Source organism: Marisediminitalea sp. (genome assembly GCF_984433645.1).
In genome coordinates this window covers 1-3,603 of the sequence record NZ_CFIDRX010000270.1, presented here as the reverse complement: position 1 = coordinate 3,603, position 3,603 = coordinate 1, and the positions used below count along the sequence as shown (strand labels likewise).

Below are 3,603 nucleotides of genomic sequence, written 5' to 3'. Positions count from 1 at the left end.
TTCGAAAAGGCAAAGTACAGTCGCAACATTTTGGCGAAATGCAGATCCCTGACGAACTAAGCTACGTGCAATCGGTTAAAATGGGCGGCCGTGAAGACGAGTCCCTGGTCCTCAATGATATTGCCGACTACATTAGCGAACTAATGGACGACGAACCTGACGTGTTGTTTGTCATGGGCTCGGGGTCCACAGTGAATCAGGTTATGGATACCCTGGGGTTGCCGAACACACTACTGGGCGTAGACATTGTTAAGAACGGCGAGGTCATTGCCTCAGATGTAACGGCTCAGGCGTTGCTTGAAGCTGTCAGCAAGACGCCGGCAAGGCTGGTAATAACGGCTATTGGTGGTCAGGGCCATGTGTTTGGCCGGGGTAATCAACAGCTGAGCCCTGCGGTTATTCGCGCTATTGGCCGGGACAATATCTGGTTGGTGGCAACCAAGCAAAAACTTCAGCAGCTCGATGGCAGGCCTTTGCGTCTGGATACCGGTGACGAAAGCCTGGACAGCGCACTGGCCGGTATTATTCCGGTGATCACAGGGTACCAGGACAAAGTCTACTACCCGATTTTATAACCTATTTAACAGAGACTCAGATATGCAGGAACAAGTTAAAGCCCCGGCGTCATTTGTACAACTGGTTGAAGATATAGATGCCGCGCTGGATAACGTGGTAGACACTGGCAGCGATGACGCATTGTTTATAGCCAGTTACCTGCAGGGGCATTTTGCGGTTCAGGCGCGCAAACTCGAACTGGAGTCACAAGCCAGTGCCCAGTTGTTAAACGAGCGAATGCAGGCAAGCTTATCTGCCGCGTTCGAAAACAAAGAACTAGAAGGGGAAGACCAGTCCGCTGTGACCGCATTATGGCAGCAGTTGATTACCCCGTATCAATAGTGGCAGTTTATTGCCGCTTTCGCCTCGCGCACAGGTGAAAAGGGAAACCTTATTCCTACATTACTATGTGTTTGGCCGCTCCGCTGCGGGCTTGGTGTGTAATCTGTATACCGCAACGCCCGCGCTTGGGCTTACTTAGCCAGCCTGACTAAGGATAAGTGACCAATAATTCGAATTGATTCTCACATATCCCATTCTTGGTGTAATTATTGCAAATCCCGGCTAAACGCGTTTATTTTTTGTTGCAGAGTGCTTAGCCATGCTTGTTTATTTCCGTTCAAAAAAGCCTTTAAACACTGCCATAACCTGGCGGTCAGTATTGGCAGTTCTGGCGTTGGCGACGACCGGTCTCACCGGCTGTACCAACTCCCCTGAACCTAATATGGAACTGATTTCAGAGCAGGTGCCATTGCCTGCCCTTGGTAACGTGGAGTATCACACCTATGTGCTGGCGAACGAGTTATTCGCTAACGTCGCACCAGCGCGTCAGGCACGTTATGCCGTAGCCGGTTTCGTGCCGGTTGATTCCATGGAATACGACGAGACTTTCCAGCATCCGCTGCAACTTTTAGGTCATCAATTAGAGCAAGGCATGCTTACCGAAGCCACAAAACGTGGATTTGTCGCTCAAGAGTTTAAGCTTTCGAACGATATAATAATCAGTGATAAAGCCGACCGAGTGCTTACGCGCGACATCGACCAGCTGTCTGCACTCGACCGGGTAGACTATTATATTACCGGCACATTGGTGTACCAAGAAGCCGGGGCGATGGTAAATGCTCGCATCATTAACGCGCGCACACGGGACATTGTGGCCGCCGCAACGCGGTTTTTTCCGGCTGAATTATTCTGGCAGCAAGAGCAGGTCACCACCCGTAATGGCCGGCTGTACCGAACTGAGAACAAAGGGTAACGAACATGCGTAAGGTATTGGAAATAAGCAGTTTACTGGCAGCGTGTGCCTTGAGTGGGTGCATGAGCACCGATGAGGACATGGCTGGCACAAGTGAACCCGTAATGGCGACATCGATGAATGTTGTTGATATTACCGCCGCTGATCGCATGTCACGAGCGCCCATGGCTGCAGACGAAGTTGATAGCTTTGGCGCAATTGGCCAGCCGCCCTTGTACTCAAGTATTCAGGGCGCCTATAAGGGCAGACCGCTTACTAAACACATTGGCGATTACGTGAAGGCCCTCACCCAGGACCTGATTGCCAACATGGAATACGTGAGCAATAAAACGCCCGTCGGTGTGACGCACTTTGCGCTGCTGGATTCTGATTTACAGCAAACGAACTTGCTGGGTCAGCAAATGGCTGAGTCCTTCGTTCATGAGCTGCACAAGTTTCGCATTCCGGTTATTGACTACAAAGCCACGGACTTTATTCGAATAACGGAAGAGGGTGACTTTGTGCTCACCCGGGATTACCTTGAGTTAGACGCCAGTTTGCCCATGGAATATGTGCTAACGGGCACCATGGCAAAGCATCAGGGCGGGGTAATGGTGAATGCACGCATTGTAGGCATTCAATCTCGTGCGGTTGTAGCCAGTGCACAAATGCTTATTCCGTTTTATGTAGCCGATGCGCTGATTCCCAGTGATGGAAGTGAGCGCGGCAGAATGCGGGATGGTGTTAAATTAAGCCGGGGTTAGTCATGCGCAAATGGGTGTTAGGTGCAATAGTATGTAGTGGGTTGACCGGCTGTGCGAGTCAGTCAGACTCCGGCTATTTTTGGTTTGGTAAAGAAGATGCGCCACCGTCTGTGCGAGAGCAGGTGCGTCCGCCTCAGGGAAGCGGGCTGGAATATCGCCCGGACTCGCGCGATATTGAAATGTACCGCGACAGGTTGCCATCACCCGGCTACCAGGACCCGCTTCAAACCGGCTATACACCCGATATTACCCACAAGGCACTCAACGACTACGCCGAACAATTGGCGATGTCGCTGATGGACGGCGCTGTTTTGCTCAACACCGAAGAACTGATTGGTGTAGCGAGTTTTGTGCGATTCAATCACTCTTTGCGTGAATCAACGATACTGGGCAATCAGTTGTCTGAATACCTGATCCACGAGCTGCAGCAGTATGGGTTGGGTGTTGTCGATTTTAAACTATCGCGCACACTGGATGTGACCGAGCACGGCGATCTCGCGCTGACAAGAGAAGGTCAACGACTGGCTAAACGTTTGCAGATGGACCATATCCTTACCGGTACATTGGTCGAGTTACCCCGTGGAGTTAACGTTAATGCGCGTATCGTCGCGGTAGATCAGCAGCGTGTTGTTGCCAGTGCGAATATCTTTATTCCGTCGTTTGTAGTGACATCACTGGTGCCGACCGGCCCGGTTGCCAGCGAATAACGACTTGAACAGTTACTAAAGCCTCACGTCATTGTGGGATTATGACATGTAAGCGCTGTTGCTTATGGTCATGGCCGGCGCAATACTGATGATAGCTGCGCTTATCGTTACTGACCTTCCTCAAAACACACAAAAAAAGATACAAGGCAACGCGAAATCAAGGTGGGTTAAAGGGTTAGTCGCGGCTGTATAAAATCCAAAAACGCAGAGATACGAGACGATACTGCACTATTTTTGTAGTACACCGCTTGTACCGACTCTCTGCGGTTTGGGCTGACGATGTCGTCACGAAATAGCTCTACCAGCGAGCCTGCACTGATATCTTTGTGTACCATAAAGTGAG

Annotated in this window: 5 protein-coding genes and 1 pseudogene; 5 read left to right on the top strand and 1 reads right to left on the bottom strand. The window is 50.7% G+C overall.

Annotation, left to right across the window (positions count from 1 at the left end; genetic code table 11):
- The 5 genes from AC4MRN_RS20040 to AC4MRN_RS20020 all read left to right on the top strand — a co-directional run.
- Positions 1–575, top strand: a 575-nt coding sequence (locus AC4MRN_RS20040; RefSeq protein WP_491204314.1) for an ATP-NAD kinase family protein, incomplete at its 5' end; no start/stop codon positions are given.
- A gap of 22 nt (positions 576–597) precedes the next feature.
- On the top strand, positions 598–897 hold the full coding sequence (locus AC4MRN_RS20035; RefSeq protein ID WP_491204313.1) for a YfcL family protein: 300 nt from the start codon (positions 598–600) through the stop codon (positions 895–897).
- Between the two features lie 382 nt (positions 898–1,279).
- Positions 1,280–1,810: a FlgO family outer membrane protein gene (locus AC4MRN_RS20030; RefSeq protein ID WP_245819154.1), complete on the top strand. Its 531-nt coding sequence runs from the start codon at positions 1,280–1,282 to the stop codon at positions 1,808–1,810.
- Positions 1,811–1,815: 5 nt separating this feature from the next.
- On the top strand, positions 1,816–2,553 hold the full coding sequence (locus AC4MRN_RS20025) for a FlgO family outer membrane protein (RefSeq protein ID WP_491204312.1): 738 nt from the start codon (positions 1,816–1,818) through the stop codon (positions 2,551–2,553).
- Between the two features lie 2 nt (positions 2,554–2,555).
- Positions 2,556–3,260, top strand: a complete 705-nt coding sequence (locus AC4MRN_RS20020) for a FlgO family outer membrane protein (RefSeq protein WP_073322220.1) — start codon at positions 2,556–2,558, stop codon at positions 3,258–3,260.
- A 167-nt stretch (positions 3,261–3,427) separates the two neighbouring features.
- Here AC4MRN_RS20020 and AC4MRN_RS20015 read toward each other — a convergent pair.
- A pseudogene (locus tag AC4MRN_RS20015) lies at positions 3,428–3,603 on the bottom strand (LysR family transcriptional regulator); the annotation flags it as partial.

Coding starts and splice junctions, on each gene's coding strand:
- AC4MRN_RS20035 (WP_491204313.1), top strand. CDS start 598: ATGCAGGAACAAGTTAAAGCCCCGGCGTCATTTGTACAACTGGTTGAA.
- AC4MRN_RS20030 (WP_245819154.1), top strand. CDS start 1,280: ATGGAACTGATTTCAGAGCAGGTGCCATTGCCTGCCCTTGGTAACGTG.
- AC4MRN_RS20025 (WP_491204312.1), top strand. CDS start 1,816: ATGCGTAAGGTATTGGAAATAAGCAGTTTACTGGCAGCGTGTGCCTTG.
- AC4MRN_RS20020 (WP_073322220.1), top strand. CDS start 2,556: ATGCGCAAATGGGTGTTAGGTGCAATAGTATGTAGTGGGTTGACCGGC.